Origin of the sequence: Streptomyces capoamus, from assembly GCF_014654935.1 — a bacterium.
Taxonomy (GTDB): Bacteria; Actinomycetota; Actinomycetes; order Streptomycetales; family Streptomycetaceae; genus Streptomyces; species Streptomyces capoamus.
Map to the genome: position 1 here is coordinate 177,744 of NZ_BNBF01000013.1, position 16,420 is coordinate 194,163.

Annotated in this window: 13 protein-coding genes and 1 pseudogene; 10 read left to right on the forward strand and 4 right to left on the reverse strand. The window is 72.4% G+C overall.

Translation table 11 applies throughout. From position 1 onward, the window contains the following. On the reverse strand, positions 1 to 571 hold a 571-nt coding region (locus IE312_RS21465), incomplete at its 3' end, for an RNA polymerase sigma factor (RefSeq protein WP_229900247.1). Between the two features lie 376 nt (positions 572 to 947). Between IE312_RS21465 and kdpF the strand changes: the two genes are divergently transcribed. Further along, a complete protein-coding gene (kdpF, locus tag IE312_RS21470; RefSeq protein ID WP_016434100.1) occupies positions 948 to 1,037 on the forward strand; it encodes a K(+)-transporting ATPase subunit F in 90 nt (29 codons plus the stop codon). 7 nt (positions 1,038 to 1,044) lie between these two features. Beyond that, positions 1,045 to 1,710, forward strand: a pseudogene (locus IE312_RS21475) (potassium-transporting ATPase subunit KdpA); the annotation flags it as partial. Between the two features lie 366 nt (positions 1,711 to 2,076). On the opposite strand, the gene IE312_RS21480 reads toward IE312_RS21475, so the two are convergent. Further along, positions 2,077 to 3,513 carry an endo-1,4-beta-xylanase gene (locus tag IE312_RS21480; RefSeq protein ID WP_189983974.1) on the reverse strand — a complete coding sequence of 479 codons (1,437 nt, stop codon included), beginning with the start codon at positions 3,511 to 3,513 and terminating at the stop codon, positions 2,077 to 2,079. Positions 3,514 to 4,272: 759 nt separating this feature from the next. Between IE312_RS21480 and IE312_RS41180 the strand changes: the two genes are divergently transcribed. Then, positions 4,273 to 4,419 (forward strand): hypothetical protein, encoded by a 147-nt coding sequence (locus tag IE312_RS41180; RefSeq protein WP_229900248.1) that lies wholly within the window; start codon positions 4,273 to 4,275, stop codon positions 4,417 to 4,419. Positions 4,420 to 4,489: 70 nt separating this feature from the next. Here IE312_RS41180 and IE312_RS21490 read toward each other — a convergent pair whose 3' ends face one another. Further along, a complete protein-coding gene (locus IE312_RS21490; protein ID WP_229900249.1) occupies positions 4,490 to 4,855 on the reverse strand; it encodes an STAS domain-containing protein in 366 nt (121 codons plus the stop codon). Positions 4,856 to 5,302: 447 nt separating this feature from the next. Here IE312_RS21490 and IE312_RS21495 point away from each other — a divergent pair, with 447 nt between their 5' ends. From IE312_RS21495 to IE312_RS21520, 6 genes are all read left to right on the forward strand, one after another. Next, positions 5,303 to 9,421, forward strand: a complete 4,119-nt coding sequence (locus tag IE312_RS21495) for a SpoIIE family protein phosphatase (RefSeq protein WP_229900250.1) — start codon at positions 5,303 to 5,305, stop codon at positions 9,419 to 9,421. Next, positions 9,421 to 9,717 carry an STAS domain-containing protein gene (locus IE312_RS21500; RefSeq protein WP_189983976.1) on the forward strand — a complete coding sequence of 99 codons (297 nt, stop codon included), beginning with the start codon at positions 9,421 to 9,423 and terminating at the stop codon, positions 9,715 to 9,717. The genes IE312_RS21495 and IE312_RS21500 overlap by 1 nt, the downstream gene beginning before the upstream one ends. Before the next feature lie 71 nt (positions 9,718 to 9,788). Then, positions 9,789 to 10,172: an STAS domain-containing protein gene (locus IE312_RS21505; RefSeq protein ID WP_189983977.1), complete on the forward strand. Its 384-nt coding sequence runs from the start codon at positions 9,789 to 9,791 to the stop codon at positions 10,170 to 10,172. Positions 10,173 to 10,228: 56 nt separating this feature from the next. Beyond that, positions 10,229 to 11,101 (forward strand): MEDS domain-containing protein, encoded by an 873-nt coding sequence (locus IE312_RS21510; protein ID WP_189983978.1) that lies wholly within the window; start codon positions 10,229 to 10,231, stop codon positions 11,099 to 11,101. Further along, the gene (locus IE312_RS21515) at positions 11,098 to 12,054 is read left to right on the forward strand and encodes an anti-sigma factor RsbA family regulatory protein (RefSeq protein ID WP_189983979.1); all 957 of its coding nucleotides are present in this window, start codon (positions 11,098 to 11,100) and stop codon (positions 12,052 to 12,054) included. The genes IE312_RS21510 and IE312_RS21515 overlap by 4 nt, the downstream gene beginning before the upstream one ends. Before the next feature lie 120 nt (positions 12,055 to 12,174). Further along, positions 12,175 to 14,433 (forward strand): SpoIIE family protein phosphatase, encoded by a 2,259-nt coding sequence (locus IE312_RS21520; RefSeq protein ID WP_189983980.1) that lies wholly within the window; start codon positions 12,175 to 12,177, stop codon positions 14,431 to 14,433. Positions 14,434 to 14,461: 28 nt separating this feature from the next. On the opposite strand, the gene IE312_RS21525 is transcribed toward IE312_RS21520, so the two are convergent. Then, positions 14,462 to 14,809, reverse strand: coding sequence for a VOC family protein (locus IE312_RS21525; protein WP_189983981.1), 348 nt, complete (start codon positions 14,807 to 14,809; stop codon positions 14,462 to 14,464). 191 nt (positions 14,810 to 15,000) lie between these two features. Between IE312_RS21525 and IE312_RS21530 the strand changes: the two genes are divergently transcribed. Next, the gene (locus IE312_RS21530; RefSeq protein WP_189983982.1) at positions 15,001 to 16,377 is read left to right on the forward strand and encodes an FAD-binding oxidoreductase; all 1,377 of its coding nucleotides are present in this window, start codon (positions 15,001 to 15,003) and stop codon (positions 16,375 to 16,377) included. Positions 16,378 to 16,420 lie beyond the last annotated feature (43 nt).

Below are 16,420 nucleotides of genomic sequence, written 5' to 3' on the forward strand. Positions count from 1 at the left end.
GCCACACCGCCGGACCGGCGGACCGTCCCAGTTCGGCGTCCGCGAGGGAGCGCAGCTTGCGGCGGGCCCGGGACAGCCGGGAAGCGACGGTGCCCACGGGAATGCCCAGTGCTGTCGCCGCGGCCTCGTAGTCGAGTCCCTCTCCCACGCACAGCGCGATGACCTCGCGTTCGGGTCTGCGCAAGGAGGCGAGCGCTCGCAGGGCCACGGCCAGCTCCCGCTGGTCGTCGACTTGCCCGGTCACCTCCTCCGCGTGGTCGGGCACGTTCAGCTCGGCGGCCGCGGTGGCGAGGGCCGCGCGCCGGTAACGCCGGTTGCCGCGGTACTGGTTGCGCGCCGCGTTGGTGGCGATGCCGAGCAGCCACGGCCGCAGCGAGCCTCCTTCGGAGTCGATCCTGTGGCGGATCCGCCACGCCTCCATGAAGGTGGTGGCCATGATGTCCTCGGCCGTCGACCAGTCGGCGGTCAGGCGAAAAGCGTGGTTGTACACGCCACGGGCGTAACTGTCGAACAACTCGGCGAAGGCGGCCGGTTGCCCCGCCCGTAGCCGGGCACGCATGTCGATGCTCACCTCTGGGACCTGTCGGATCCTGGACTCCACTTCCCGTGACGTGCGTCACGTTCCAGGGGCACTCGTGGCGTGCGGCGGGCGGCCGTACGACGCAGGGCGCGCCGCGTGCGGCAACCGGTGCGCTGCGCAGAAGCGTGCACCGGCTTCCCGGCGCCGCTACTGGTCGGGTGCCGTAAGAGATCCGTCAAAGCCGTGGGCGTTGCCGTAAGGGAGCCGTCAATGGGTGGTCGGATCCGGTCAGGGCGGAGGTTTCCTCTAAGGGTCCCGTTCTTCGCACCCCACTCCAGGAGCTAGCGATGGCCGATCTGGCCTTCGTCGTCACCGTGCTCGCGTCCTTCGCGCTGGTGGCCCTCATCGCCAAGGGGGTGACCAAGCTGTGACCGCCGAGAACATCGTCGGCCTCGTCGTGGCCGTCGCCCTGCTGGGCTATCTCGTCCTCGCCCTGATCTTCCCGGAGAGGTTCTGAGACAGACATGGGTCCTGTACTCGCGGGCGTGCTCCAGCTGCTGGCCCTCACAGGCGCACTGGCCCTCCTCCACGCCCCCGTCGGCACCTACATGGCCAGGGTCTACTCGTCCGACAGACATCTGCGGATCGAGAAGTGGATCTACCGCGGCATCGGTGCCGACCCCGACACACAGATGCGCTGGCCCGCGTACCTGCGCGGCGTCCTGGCCTTCTCCGTGGTCGGTGTCCTGTTCCTCTACCTGCTCGAGCGGATCCAGGGCGTCCTGCCCGGCTCGCTCGGCTTCTCCTCGGTCGACCCGGCGCAGTCGTTCGACACGGCCGTCTCGTTCGTGACGAACACGAACTGGCAGTCGTACTACGGCGAGCAGACGATGGGTCACGTCGTGCAGACCGCCGGTCTGGCCGTGCAGAACTTCGTCTCCGCCGCCGTCGGCATGGCCGTCGCCGTCGCGCTGGTGCGGGGCTTCGCACGCTCCCGCACCGGTGAGCTGGGCAACTTCTGGTGCGACCTGGTGCGCGGCACACTGCGGATCCTGGTGCCGGCCGCGGCCGTGGCCGCGGTGGTCCTGGTCGCCTGCGGCGCCATCCAGAACTTCTCCGGCATACACGAGGTCGGCCAGTTCATGGGCGGCACGCAGCAGTGGAACGGCGGCGCGGTCGCCTCGCAGGAGGGGGCCTGCAACAGGGCCAGGCCAGGGGTCCGGACGTCGTTGTTGGCGCCACTGGCACTGGCCAGGATGACCGCGTGACGCGTTCTCCGTCGGCCCGGGCGTCGGTCAGCCGCTTCAGCGGTGCCAAGTACGTTGATGCCGCCGTCGGTAGGCCCGGCCTCGCGCCGTACGCACGGGCCGACCTGGACGCGATGAGGGCCGACACCAGCGGGCAGCGCAAGGATCTGCCGGACCGGAGCCGGTGGTGTCCACGAGGGGATGACCGTGCCGCGGTCGTGCACACCGCTGGGCAGCTCAGGGCCCGGAGGGGGAGAAGCCGCACGGTGGGCCGTCGCGGCTTCGCCCCTTCGTTCGTGGCAGGCTCCCTCAGGTGCGGGTCCAGCGCTGGTTCGTGCCGTTCGAGCAGGAGTAGAGCTGGATCAGGGTGCCGTTGGCGGTGCCGGCCGAGACGGCGTCGAGGCAGAGGCCGGACTGGACGCCGACGATGGTTCCGTCGGAGTTGAGGCGCCATTTCTGGTTGTCGCCGCCCCAGCAGCTGTAGATCTGGACTTTGGAGCCGTTGCCCGTGCCGGCGGCGTCGAGGCATTTGTTGCCGTAGACCCTGAGTTCGCTGGCGTCGGTGTACGTCCACTGCTGGTTGGTGCCGCCGTGGCAGTCCCACAGCTGGAGCTGTGTGCCGTCGGTGGTGCCGGAACCGGGCACGTCCAGGCAACGGCCCGAACCGACGCCCTTGATCTGTCCGCCGTTCGTGGGGGGAGGCGTGGTGGTGGAGCCACCGTTGAGCGCGTTGAGGACGGCGGTGTAGGCAGGCTTCTTACTGCCGTCGCCGTTGAACAGCAGCGGCGTGTCCCCCGATCGCCAGGAGTCGGTGTCGCGCACGCCCCAGACGGTGATGCCGAGGCAGCGCGAGACGGCCAGGCAGTCGTTGGTGACGTTGGCGTAGGTCGTGGACGAGGCACCCTGGATGTCTAGTTCGGTGATGGCCACGTCGACGCCGAGAGCGGCGAAGTTCTGCAGGGTGGTGCGGAAGTTGCTGTTGTAGGGGCTGCCGCTGTTGAAGTGCGACTGGAACCCGACGCAGTCGATGGGCACGCCGCGCTGCTTGAAGTCGCGGACCATGTTGTACACGCCCTGGGTCTTGGCCCAGGTCCAGTTCTCGATGTTGTAGTCGTTGTAGCAGAGCTTGGCCGCAGGGTCGGCGGCGCGCGCGGTGCGGAAGGCGACCTCGATCCAGTCGTTGCCCGTGCGCTGCAGGTTGGAGTCCCGGCGGCCTCCCGAACCGTCGTCGGCGAAGGCCTCGTTGACGACGTCCCACTGGGCGATCTTGCCCTTGTAGTGGCCCATCACGCCGTTGATGTGGTCGATCATCGCCTGGCGAAGTGAGCTGCCGCTGAGGCTCTGCATCCAGCCGGGCTGCTGGGAGTGCCAGGCCAGCGTGTGACCGCGCACCTGCTTGCCGTTCTGCACGGCCCAGTTGTAAACGCGGTCGCCGGCGCTGAAGTTGAACTGGCCCCGCTGCGGTTCGGTGGCGTCGATCTTCATCTCGTTCTCGGCCGTCACCATGTTGAACTCACGGCCCGCGATCGTCGTGTACGCCGAGTCGCCCAGCCTGCCCGAGGCGATGGCGGTGCCGAAGTAGCGGCCGCTCTGTGCCGCCGCGGCACCGAGCGTGTTCTGAGCGGCGTGTGCGGCCGGCGGCGCGGCCAGCGCGGTGACCAGACCGAGGACGCCGACGGCCGGCGCCAGCAGCAGGCCGCGGATCTTCCGGCGGATAACGGATCTGGGAAGGGCGTACGAGCCCATGACTGTGCCTCCGGGGTAGAAATCACGGATGGACCGAAGTGCGGGGGATTGCGCCGGCCGCCCCGTTCGGCAGACGGACGGGGCGGGCCGGACGTGCGGCGTATGGCGCGCGGATCTGTCGTGCAGCTGACTCGGAATCTCGAAACCGCACCGGTTCCCGAACAGGGATATTGAGGTGGTGACCGTGGATCGTCAATGCTCCTCGCAAGAGAATTTCCGATCGAGTAACGAAACTTTCGAGAGGGAGAAGTAAACAGTGCCGCGGTGCGGCCACCGGCAAAGCCGCGACGGGTTGGGGTGCAATCAGGCTGACCTGCAGGGGTGCATGGCCAGCTGTTCGACGGCGTGAACCGCGCTGTCCCGGGCAGAGGAGTGCGAAAGATTTCGGCGTTGACGGCGATAGATGCGAGAAGGGTTGACACCAGGCGAAACGACCCGGAGACGGGCTGAGGCCGGTAGACGGCCGAGGACACGTAAGGATGCGGACCGTGATGCGTAGGTGATCACGGGATCGTCGCGATTCGAGGCATCGGCGGAGAATTACACCGTGGCGAAGGCCGCGGCGAGCCTCGCCGGAACCGGCACGCCGGCCTTCGAGCTGCGGATCACCTGGGACCTGGCCTTCGAGCTGCGGATCACCTGGGACCTGGCCGACAGCGCCCCGACGGGTCCCTCGGCCCCGCAGTTCACCAGGCTGAAGATGGTCTGTCCGACTCGCCGTATGGTGCCCACATCGTCATCGGCGTGGAGCGCGGGGGCATGCCGAAGCCACCCGAGGGTGACGTGGAGGCGTTGGTGGACGCCTACGCGACGGTGGCCCATTCCTTCTCGCTGGCCATGGCCGAGGAACTGCGCTGCGAGAAGAACGGCGGGCTCCCCGCGAAGCCCGTACTGAATCGTGCGTAGCCGCTGACGCATCCGGAACGAGCATGATCGCAGGGCCGAGCGCCGCCCGTGTCCCGAGGGCGGGCCCCTCTCACGCGCCGTTCGACGCGTCGACGGCCTCCTGGACGCTGGGGTGCAGTGTGAGGACCTGGTCGAGGCCTGCCACGCGGAAGAGCTGGGTCATGGCCGGACTGAGTGCCGCGACCGCGAACGAGGAGCCCGCGGCCTCGGCCAGGCGGTAGGCCGTGATGATCCCGGTGATCCCCGTGGAGTCGCAGTACTCCAGTGCCGACAGGTCGGCGACGACACCCGTGCCGGGCCCGCGCAGCACGTCCTCGACGGCCTGGCGGAAGCCGGGGCCCGTGTAGTGGTCCAGCTCCCCGGCCAGGCGCAGGACGACGAGCCCCGTCGGCGAGGAGTGCGTGCTGATGGAGAGAGTGCCCTCTGCGTCGTTCACCAGGTCTCCTGTGCGGCAAGTCGGCCGCGGCGGGGCCGGTGGAATCCGTTCGGCGGACGCCCTCCCGCGAGGAACACGCCCCGCCGCCGCGCGTCCGCCGCCCTACGCTACCCCCCACGGGTTTCCCACCCCGGCTGGATTATCCTGTGAGGCACCGCCCGCCCGATGACAAGTGGTGCGGGGCCTGCCGGGGGAGTGGCGGGTTCGCGTGGACGGGGAACGCCGACGGGAGCGGAGAGCGTCGTCACTCGTGCGAGGGCCTGGAGGCGTTCGCCGGCGTCGGGCGACGGACCCGGGGCAGATGGACAGGGGCGCGCGATCCGCGGCGGATGATCGGGACCGCGTGCGCAGACGGGTGCGGGCCGCAGCGGTGGGCCGGGCATGAGGGAAGGGCGTCGCGTGGCACGTTCCGACGGGGTTGGACGCAGGCCGAGGACGGCCGACGACGTGTTCGCCGCGGACCGCGAGGTCGGCGCGGACCTCGCGAAAGTGGACTGGGCGGCCACGTCCCTCGGCCCGCCGCGGGACTGGCCGCAAAGTCTGCAGACGGCCGTCAGCATCGTGCTGTCCTCCCGGTTCCCCATGTGGATGGCCTGGGGCGAGCAGCTGACCTTCTTCTGCAACTCCGCCTACCGGCGGGACACGCTCGGCCGCAAGTACCCGTGGGCGCTGGGCCGCCCGGCCAGCGAGGTGTGGGCGGAGATCTGGGACGACATCGGTCCGCGCATCGACACCGTGCTGCGCACCGGCGAGGCCACCTGGGACGAGGGGCTGCTGCTGTTCCTGGAGCGGTCCGGCTACAGCGAGGAGACCTACCACACGTTCTCCTACAGCCCGCTGCGGGACGACGCCGGAGACGTGGTGGGCATGCTCTGCGTGGTCAGCGAGGACACCGAGCGGGTGATGGGCGAGCGGCGCATGGCCACCCTGCGGGACCTCGGCTCCGACCCGAGCGTGATCCGCACCGAACAGGAGGTCCTGGCCTTCGCCGACCGGCAGCTGGCCCGCAACCGGCAGGACCTGCCCTTCACCCTGACCTATCTGTTCGACGGGGACACCGCCCGGCTGGCCGGCGCGACCGGGATCCCCGCCGGCCACCCGGCCGCACCGGCGGCCCTCCACGCCGACGGCCGCGACGGTGTGTGGCCGACCGCGGAGCTGGCCAGGGGCGAGACGGCCCTCGTGCCGCTGGACGGGGACGCCTTCACCGGTCTGCCCGCCGGTGACTGGCCCGAGCCGCCCGCCCAGGCACTCGTCGTCCCGTTGCTCCAGCAGGGCAGTGCGCCGTACGGCTTCCTCGTCGCGGGCCTGAACCGGTACCGCGTCCTGGACCGGGGCTACCGGGGTTTCATCGAGCTGGCCGCGGGACACATCGCCTCGGGCATCGGGAGCGCCAGGAGCTACGAGGCGCAGCAACGGCGGGCGGAGGAACTGGCCGAACTGGACCGTGCCAAGACCGCGTTCTTCTCCAACATCAGCCACGAGTTCCGCACGCCGCTGACCCTGATCATGGGTCCGGTCGAGGAACTGCGCACCCGGCTCGGTGACGCGGACGGGCCGGCGCGGCAGGAACTCGACGTGATCCACCGCAACGGCCTGCGCCTGGGCAAGCTGGTCAACACGCTGCTGGACTTCTCCCGCATCGAGGCCGGGCGGATGCAGGCCCGCTACGAGCCGGTCGACCTCGCCGTGGTGACCGGCGAGCTGGCCAGCGTCTTCCGCTCGGCCGTCGAGAAGGCCGGGCTCGCCTTCGACGTGGACAACCCCTCCCTGGACGAGCCGGTGTACATCGACCGCGGCATGTGGGAGAAGGTGGTCCTCAATCTCCTCAGCAACGCGCTGAAGTTCACCTTCGACGGCGCGATCCGGGTGAGCGTGCGGCGCGTGGACGCCCATGCCGTGGTGACCGTCGCCGACAGCGGCATCGGTGTGCCCGAGGCGGAGATGCCCCGGCTGTTCGAACGCTTCCACCGCATCGAGAACGCCCGGTCCCGGTCGAACGAGGGCAGCGGCATCGGCCTGGCCCTCGTACAGGAACTCGTGCACCTGCACGGCGGCGAGATCACCGCCGACAGCACCGAGGGGGCGGGCACCACCTTCACCCTCCGGATCCCGTTCGGCAGCGCCCATCTGCCTCCCGACAGCGTGGTGGCCGAGGCGGGCAGCACCGTGGCCTCCGCCAGCGCCGACCCCTACATCCAGGAGGCGCTGCGCTGGCTGCCGGACGGCGCCGGCGGCGCGCCGGCCGCAGAGGTGGCCGGGGAAGAGGTGGTGCCGGCCGACGACGCCGCCCCGCCCGCTCCCACGGACAGCGCCCGGGTGCTGGTCGCCGACGACAACGCGGACATGCGCGAGTACCTCGCCCGTATCCTCGCCGCGGCCGGGTACCGGGTGACCGCCGTCACCGACGGCGTCGAGGCCCTGCACTCCGCGCGCCGTGACACCCCCGACCTCGTCGTCAGCGACGTGATGATGCCCCGGCTCGACGGGCTGGAACTGGTGGCGCGGCTGCGCGGCCACACGCGCACGGCCTCGGTGCCCGTCCTGCTGCTGTCGGCCCGCGCCGGCCAGGAGGCGTCGATCCAGGGCCTGCGGGCGGGGGCCGACGACTACCTGGTCAAGCCCTTCGCCGCCGCCGAGTTGCTGGCCCGGGTCCGCGCCAACATCGAGCTGGCCCGGCTGCGCAGCCACCACCTGCGGTGGCGGACCGCGCTCGTCGACTCCCTCCAGGAGGCGTTCTTCGTCTGCGACGAGTCCGGGGCCGTCGTGGAGATCAACACCGCGTTCACCGACACCCTCGGCTACGGCCCCGAGGACCTCCCCTACGCCCCGACCCACCCGTGGTGGCCGGACGCCGCGGCCGATCCCGAGGCACACCGGCAGCTCGGTGACGCGTTCGCCGACCTCCTCGCAAGCGATCAGGGCAGCCACACGGTGCCCGTCACCCACCGGGACGGGCACCGCCTGTGGGTGGCCGCCACCTGGAACAAGGCCGAGGACCCGGACACCGGACGCCGGGTCACCGTCGGCACCTTCCGCGACGTCACCGCCGAGCACTACGCCATCCAGCGCGAGACCGCGCTGGCCGCGCTGAGCACCTCGCTGTCCCGGGCGGCCAGCCTCACCGAGGCGCTGTCCGGTGCCCTCGGCGAACTCAAGACCCTCTGGCGCGCGCGGTACGTGCTGGCCGCGGTCTTCGCGCGCGGGGACGTACCGGCCCTCGCGGCCACGGACCCCGACCTGAGCTGGGACGACCTGCCCGCGGCACGCCGGGAGGCGCTCGGCGGACTGCGCCTGAGGCCACCGCTGACCCCGGTGGCCGAGGACACCGGCGCCGGCATCCTGCTGGAACACCCCGACGGCCCGCTGGCCCTCTGGGTCGACCTGGGGGAGCACCGGCCCTTCACCTCCGAGGACCAGCTGCTGCTGTCGCTGCTGGCCGGGCACCTCGCGCAGGGCCTGGTACGGGCGCACCAGATCGACCAGCAGCGGGAGACCGCGATCGCGCTCCAGCGAGCCATCCTCGGCCCGGCCCGGCTTCCCGACGGTTTCGCCGTGCGGTACGAGCCCGCGACCCGCCCGCTGGAGGTGGGGGGCGACTGGTACGACACCGTCGCCCTGCCGGACGGCCGGATCGGCATCGTCGTCGGCGACTGCGTCGGACGCGGCCTGGAGGCGGCCAGCGTCATGGGACAGCTGCGCAGCGCCTGCCGGGCGCTGCTGCTGCAGGACGCCAGCCCCTCGCAGACCCTGATGGCCCTCGACCAGTTCGCCGCGAGCGTGCCCGGCGCCCTGTGCACCACCGTCTTCTGCGGTGTCCTGGACTCCGGCACCGGGGAACTCACCTACTCCAGCGCCGGGCACCCGCCCGGCATCGTCGCGCACCCCGACGGCACCACCCGGCTCCTGGACGAGGGACGGTCCCTGCCGCTGGCCGTGCGGCCGGGCCGGCAGCGCCCGCAGGCCGCGTGCACCCTGCCCGCGCGCGCCACGCTGCTGCTGTACACCGACGGGCTCGTGGAGCGCCGCCGCCGCCCCCTGAGCGCCGGGATCGACCAGGCGAGCGAGGCGGTCCAGGAGGGCCGTGACATCTCCATCGACGACCTCGCGAGCCAGGTGATGGCGCGGCTCGCGCCGGCCGGCGGTTACGACGACGACGTGGCGCTGCTGCTGTACCGTCACCCTGCGCCCCTGGAGGTGTCCTTCCCGGCCGAGTCGTCCCAGCTCGCGCCGATCCGCAGGACGCTGCGCACCTGGCTCGACCAGTGCGGCCTGCCGCCGAACACGGTCCAGAGCATCCTCGTGGCCGCCGGGGAGGCCTGCGCGAACGCCATCGAACACGGCCACCGGGACGCTCCCGGGGAACCCGTGTGGCTGCGGGCCGAAACTCTCGTGGACAACCTGCGCCTCACCGTCGCCGACAGCGGCCGGTGGAAGACCCCGCAACCCGAGCTGAACACCCACCGCGGCCGGGGGGTGGCCTTGATGCGCGCCATGATGCAGCAGGTCACCATCACCCCCGGTCCGTCCGGCACCACAGTCGACATGCAGACGAGGATCGCCTGATGACCACCCCTCTCACCCTCACCCCGGAGCGGGGGCCGGACGGAGCCGCGCGGCTCACAGTGCGCGGGGAGATCGACATGAGCAACGCCGGCTCGCTGGCCGAGGCCCTCGCGGCCGGCTCCGGCCCCCTGGTCGTGGACCTGACCGGGGTGGAGTACCTCGACAGCGCCGGGCTCAGCGTGCTCTTCGCCCACGCCGACCGGCTGGAACTCATCGTCACGCCGCTGCTGGAGCCCGTCCTCACCGTCTCGGGCCTCGTCGGGCTGGCCACCGTCCGCTGCCCGGGCTGCGCGTGACAGGGCGGGACCCGCGGACCCCGGCACCTCATGACAACCTCCCCAGCGACCGAGCCGTCCGGCCAGGAGCGATGACCGACGTGACCGACACCCTCGACATGACCGTTCAGTACACCGGCGACCGCGGCGCCGTCGTCGCCGTCACCGGGGACGTGGACCTGCACACGGCGCCCACCCTGCGCGAGCGCGCCCGGGCCGTCGTGGAGGAGGGGGCCCCGCACCTGGTCCTGGACCTGGCGCGGGTCGGGTTCGTCGACTCCACCGGCCTCAGCGCCCTGATCAACCTCCTGCAGGCGGCTCGGGCCGCAGGCGGCTCCCTCCGCCTCGCCGCCGTCCCGGACCGTCTCACCCGCATGGTGACCACGACCGGCATCGACCAGCTGATGCCCCTGCACACCACGGTCGCCGAAGCGCTGGCCGCCCGGGCGGGCCGGAACACCGGCGGCCTCCCGTAAGCTGGACGGAACCAGCATCCAGCACACACGGTCGCTCCACCGGGAAGGTGGCCTTCATGCGCGGCGCAACCGCGTCCGTCGACGGCGCGGCCGCGAGTACCCGGCACGTCGCCGTGGAGTACTCCAGCGATGCCGAGTGGGCCGGCCACCTGGCGGAATTCGTCCGGGCGGGGCTCGCGGCCGGCGAGCAGGTGCGGTACTTCGCGGACGCCACCGACCCCGGCCTGGTGACCCGTACCCTCACCCGCAGCGGCGTGGACGCCGCGTCCGCCCTGCGGGGCGGACAGCTCGTGGTGATCACCGCCGACGAGACCTATCTGACCGGATCCCGGTTCGACCCGGACGCGATGATCGGTCTGTGGCGGGAGGCCGTGGACGGGGCCGCGGCACAGGGCTTCCAGGGCCTGCGCGCGATCGGCGAGATGTCCTGGGGAGCCCGGGACCTGGCGGGCGCCGAACGTCTCCTGGAGTACGAGCTGCGCATCCACCACGAGGTCTTCGAGCAGCTGCCGCTGACCGCCTGGTGCTTCTACGACCGGCGCCTGCTGGCCCCCGACGAGCTGGCGGTGCTGGCGCGGGCGCACCTGACGCGGTCGGGCGCCGCCGTCCGCGACGGCGAGCCGGGTCTGGCGGTGGCTCCGCTGGCCGGGCCGCCCGGGTTCCGGCTGTCCGGATCGGCCGGGTACGAAAGCCGTCGCGTCACCGCCTCGGCGGCGGCCGCGCTCGCCGCCTCCCCGGCGGAGCACCTCACCCTCGACCTGTCGGCCCTCGACCACCTGGACGTCGCCGCGCTGGCGGATCTCGCCCGCGCGGTGCGCCGGCGGCCGTACGACACCCCCGTGCGGCTCCTGAACGCCCCGCCCGCGCTCCACCGCATGCTCGAACTCTTCCCCGAGCTGGGTGACGGTTTCCAGGAGGTGAGCCGGTGACGACGTACACCCGGCAGCCGGCCGACCCGGTCGCGGAGGACGCGTCCTTCCGCCACCCGGCTCTCTTCTGCGCCACCCAGGACGACTACCTGAGCGGCGTCGGCGCGTTCGTCCGCACGCAGGCGGCCCACGGCCGGCCGCTGCTGGTCGCCGTCCCCGGCGAACGCCTGCCGCTGCTGCAGGACGTGCTCGGCCGCGAGGACGCGGACATCACCTGGGTCGACATGCGGCAGGCCGGACGCAACCCGGGGCGCATCCTCTCGATGCTGCTCGACTTCGCCGACCGGCACGCCGGCCGGCACCCGGCCATCGTGGGCGAGCCGATCTGGGTGGGCCGCACGCCGGCGGAGACACGCGAGGCCACCCGGCACGAGGCACTGATCAACCTGGCCTTCGCCGGCCGGACCGCCACCGTCCTGTGCCCCTACGACACGGCCCTGCCCGAGCCGGTGCTGGCCCAGGCCCACCGGACCCATCCCGTCGTGGGCGACGGCGGGGGTTACCGGCCCAGCCCCGACTACGCCGGCCCGGAACAGGTGTGCCGCGAGTGCGACGCGCCGCTGCCCGAACCAGCGGCACCGCTCGTCCTGGACTTCGACGAGGGCGGCCTCGCGGACGTCCGCGCCGCCGCCGGGAACTGGGCCGACGCCGCGGCCCTGCCACCGCGCCGCCGTACGGACTGGCTGCTGGCCGTGAACGAGGCCACCGGCAACTCGGTCCGGCACGGAGGAGGACGCGGCACCCTGCGGCTGTGGCGCACGGCCGGCACCCTGGTCGCCGAGGTACGGGACCGGGGCAGGCTCACCGACCCGCTGGTGGGCCGGCGCCGCCCCGACCCGCTCTCCCCGGCGGGCGGCCGGGGCGTCTGGATGATGCACCAGCTCTGCGACCTGGTGGAGGTCCGCACACCGCCGTCCGGCCTGGTCGTACGGCTGCACCTGGCGGTGGAATGAACGGCGGACCCGGCGGCCCGGACCGCCCGTGGGACCCCGCGCCGGAACAGCGGCCCATGCCAGCTGGCATAGTGGGGGTTTCGGAGTGTACGGCCGGCGGGGGGCGGCGAGGGGGACGAGATGACGGCTGAGCGCGAGCGGCGGTCGGCGAGCGGCATCGACCGGTCCGAGCCGGTGCGCGGCACGGACGAGGACCTGTCGCTGCTGTTCGGTACGTCCACCGCCCTGTTCGCGTCCATGGCCGGCCCCGCGCACGTGCTGGAGGCGGCGAACCCGGCCTTCTTCGCGGCCATCGGACGGGAACGACGGGAACACACCGGCGTGCCCCTGGTGCAGCTCATGCCCGAACTGACCGGCCAGGGATTCGTCGGACTCCTCGACCAGGTCTACCGGTCGGGCGAGCGGCACGTCGGCCGCGACGCCCGGGTGGTCCTCGGAACCGGTGAGCAGGCGCGCGAGGCGTACTTCGACTTCACCTACGAGCCCCGGCGCGACGCCGGCGGCAACGTCATCGGCGTCCGCATGATCGGCGTGGAGACCACCCAGGTGAAGCACGCCCGGCGGCTGGCCGCGGAGCAGCGCGCGCTGCTGGAGCAGATCGCCCGCGAGGCGCCGCTGCCGGACGTGCTGGACGGCATGTGCAGGGCGATCGAGGAACTGTCACCCGAGGTGATCGTCTCGGTCCTGCTGGCCGACGACGAGGGCCGGCACCTGCGCCACGGTGCGGCTCCCAGCCTGCCCGGCTTCTACAACGAGGCCATCGACGGCATCGCCACCGGCGAGGGCGTGGGTTCCTGCGGCACGGCCGCCCACCGGCGCCGGACCGTGATCGTGAACGACATCGCCACCGACCCCCTGTGGGACGCCTTCCGGGACCTGGCGGGCCAGGCCGGAGTCGCCGCGTGCTGGTCGACGCCGATCCTCGCCCGTGACGGCCGGCTGCTGGGCACCTTCGCGATGTACCACCGCGTACCGCGTTCCCCTCAGGACACCGACCTGGCGCTGGCCCGCGTCTTCGCCGACACGGCGGCCCTCGCCATCGAACGCCACCACGCGGAACAGGCGCGGTCGGCGGCTCAGGAGCGGGAGAAGGCGGCCCGCGACGACCTCGCCTTCCTGCTGGCCGCCAGCACCGCGCTGGCCGGGAGCGTGGACGAGACGCAGACGCTCCAGCGGCTGGCCACGCTGTGCAGCCCGACGCTGGCGGCCCTGGCCGCGGTGGACGTGCTGGAGGCCGGGCGCGTGCACCGGGTGGCGGCCGCCGCCCCGACCGAGGAGGCGCGCGCTCTGCTCGCCCGCCACGTTCCCGGCCGCGACACGGAGGACGACACGGTCGCGCGCGTCCTCGCCTCCGGTCTGACCGAGGTGGCCCGGCGCGCCCCGACCGGCCCCGGTCCCTGGCACGAGCTCGGCGTCACCGGCTACGTCTGCGTCCCCCTCCTGGACCGGGGGCGGCCGTTCGGCGCGCTGACCCTGCTGTCCACCGACGAGGAGTGCTTCGACGGGCATCGGGTCGCCCTGGCGGAGGAGGCGGCCCGCCGCGCCGCGACGGCCGCCCGCAGCGCACGCCAGTACGCGCAGCGCGTGGCCCTCGCCCGCGATCTGCAGACCGGTCTGCTGCTGCCCGACCTGCCGGACGTCCCCGGCGCTCAGCTCGCGGCCTTCTACCACCCCGCCGGTGAGGGGCTGGAGATAGGCGGCGACTTCTACGACGTCTTTCCCCGCGGCGACGGCACCTGGGCCTTCATCCTCGGCGACGTCTGCGGACGCGGGGCCAAGGCGGCCACCACCACCGCCCTGGTCCGCCACACCGCCCGCGCCGTCGCCCCCCTCCTCGGCGACCCCGTCGACATCGTCAAGGCCGTCGACAAGGCCCTGAACGACCGCTACGCCCACCAGAACAACGGCTTCGTGACCCTCGTCTACGGCCACCTGGCCCCGGCGGCCGACGGACTCGCCGTCCACCTCGTCAGAGCAGGTCACACACCGCCCCTGCTGCTGGGCGCCGACCACGTGGTCGACACGGTCGAGGTGTCCGGCGGGCTGCTCGGCATCGGCATCCCGCCCCGGCTCACCGCCCGCCGCTTCACCCTCCGCCCCGGGGAGAGCCTGCTCCTGTACACCGACGGGCTCACCGAGTGCCGGGCCGAGGGCACCGGGCAGTACGGCGACGCGCGACTGGCCAAGGCCCTGGGCTCCGTGCCGCGCCGGTCGGCCGCCGCGGACATCGTCGCGACGGTGGCCGAGGACGTCCTCGCCTTCGTGGAGGGCGGCGACGTGGAGGACGACCAGGCCGCCCTGGTCATCACCGCGGACGAGCCGGAGCCCGGCCCGGCCCGGCCGGCACCGCCCGCCCCTGACCTCAGGGCCCGCCCCTGATCTCACCGTCCGTCCCGGCGGTGACCTCTCAGCGGTGGCTGAGGACGTTGACCACGCGGCCGTTGGGGTCGCGGACGAAGAAGCGGCGCACGCCCCACTCCTCGTCGCTCAGCGGGTGCACGATCTCCGCGCCGCGTTCCCGCATGGCCGCGTACACGGCGTCCACGTCCTCGACCTCGATGCTCAGGTCCGGGATGAGCGGCGCGGTCCGGTCCTCGGTCATCACGCTGACCTGGACGGCGGGGTTCTCGGCGGAGGCCAGGGTCATGATCCAGCCGTGGTTCATGACCTCCTCGAAGCCCAGGACGCCGTAGAACTCCGAGCTTTCGCCGAACGACTGCGACGGGATGTTGGGAACGACCCGGCGGACATGCATCTCGCGGCTCCGGTGGTCTGGTCGGACGCGGCAGCGGACCGGGCCAGCCTAGCCCGTGCGGTCCCGGCCCGTCCGCACACCGTGCGGTCCCGGCCCGCATCTTTCCGGGGTCTGTCCCCTCTCGGCCGCGACAGCGGCCAGCGGGAATTGAATGGCCGAGCCAGGAGACCCCCACCCGTGCGGGAGACGCGATGCGGTTGACCACGTCCCAGGGCGCAAGTGTGCCGGAGAGCGCCGTCATCGAGCTGCGCGAACGGCTGCGCGGCCCCGTCATCACCGAGGAGGACCAGGAGTACCCGGCCGCCAAGGCCATCTGGAACGCCTACTTCGAACGCCGTCCGGGCGCGATCGTACGGGTCCAGGGTGCCGCCGACGTGATCACCGCCGTGCGGTTCGCCAAGGAGCACGACATCCTGCTCGCGGTCACCGGCGGCGGCCACTGCTTCGCCGGCACGGGCAGCTGCGAGGGCGGACTCGTCATCGACACCTCCGCCCTCAAGGGCATCAGGGTCGACCCGGAGCGGCGTACCGTGCAGGCCCAGCCCGGCCTGCTCCAGGGCGAGTTCGACGCCGAGACGATGCACTTCGGACTGGCCGTGACCGGCTCCCAGGAGTCGTACATCGGCATCGGCGGCATGACCCTGGGCGGCGGACTGGGCTGGCTGGGCCGCTACCGGGGGCTGCTGGTGGACAACCTGCTGTCCGCCGACATCGTGCTCGCCAGCGGCGAGGTGCGGCGGGCCGGCCCCGAGGACGACGCCGACCTGTTCTGGGCCATCCGCGGCGGCGGCGGCAACTTCGGCGTGGCCACCGCCTTCGAGTACAAGCTGCATCCCCAGGGCGACTGCCTGGCCGGCCTGCTGGCCTTCCCGGTCGCGGAGACCGGTGCCGTGGCGCGCCGGCTGGGCGAGTTCAACGAGAGCGCGCCCGACGCGCTGACCACCTCGTTCGCCTTCCTCACCGTGGACGGCGAACCGGCGGTCGGCCTCGGCTACGTGCACGCCGACACCTCGGCCGGTGCCGAGGAGGCGGTGGCCCCGCTGGCCGGGCTCGGCCGGAAGCCGCTGCTCAACCACGTGGGCCGGATGCCCTACCTCGCCGTGCAGCGGATGCTGGACGACAACACGGTGGCGGGCCGCCGGCTGTACGCGCGCTCCTTCCACATGGCCGAGCTGCACCCGGAGGCCGTGGAGGTCCTCGGCGACGGTTACGCGAGCAACCCCTCGCCGCTGTCCCTCGTCGGCGGCGGCCTGATGGGAGGTGTGATGGCCCAGTTGCCGCCGGATGCCACGGCCTTCCCGCACCGCGAGGGCTATCTCGTCAGCGTGCTCAGCCAGTGGGAGGACGAGAGCGAGGACGAGCAGAACATCCGGTGGACGCAGGACGTCTACGAACGCGTCCTGCCGTACACGACGGGCGGGGTGTACGTGAACCACCTCGGTGACGACGGGCCCCAGCGGGTGGGCGACGCCTACGGGGTGAACTATCCGCGTCTTCGCGCGCTCAAGGCGCAGTACGACCCGGAGAACGTGTTCCGGGTGAACCACAACATCCTCCCGGCCGACTGACGCGCGACGGCACGCGGCGAACGGCCGGTGGCACCGCCCGCGG